Origin of the sequence: Sphingomonas sp. 10B4 (assembly GCF_035019905.1) — a bacterium.
GTDB lineage: Bacteria > Pseudomonadota > Alphaproteobacteria > Sphingomonadales > Sphingomonadaceae > Sphingomonas > Sphingomonas glacialis.
Map to the genome: position 1 here is coordinate 1 of NZ_JASJVC010000302.1, position 274 is coordinate 274.

The window sequence follows — 274 nt, forward strand, 5'->3', positions numbered from 1 at the left end:
CTTCCAGGACGACGCGCTCGATCACCAGCGACTTGCTGGCCTTCGCGATCGTCGCGCCGGTTTCCCTTGCGTTCTTCAAAACGGGCGTTTCCCGACCTGAACGCGCTACCTCCTCGCTCAGCATTTCTCTGGCTCGCGATGTCATCTTTCCCATGGCCGCCATGAATGCGGCCGAGTCGTCTTTGCCCAAACCGCCAACCCATTCGCTATTGCGCTCTGCTGCGGCGGAATGAATGCGCGCCGCAACATCGCGACCTGCACCGGTGAGCAACAG

At 61.3% G+C, this 274-nt stretch carries 1 protein-coding gene; it reads right to left on the reverse strand.

Features of this window, described 5'->3' with window-relative positions; all coding sequences use genetic code 11:
* Nucleotides 1-274, reverse strand: a 274-nt coding sequence (locus tag QN347_RS19890; protein WP_323494412.1) for a hypothetical protein, incomplete at both ends; no start/stop codon positions are given.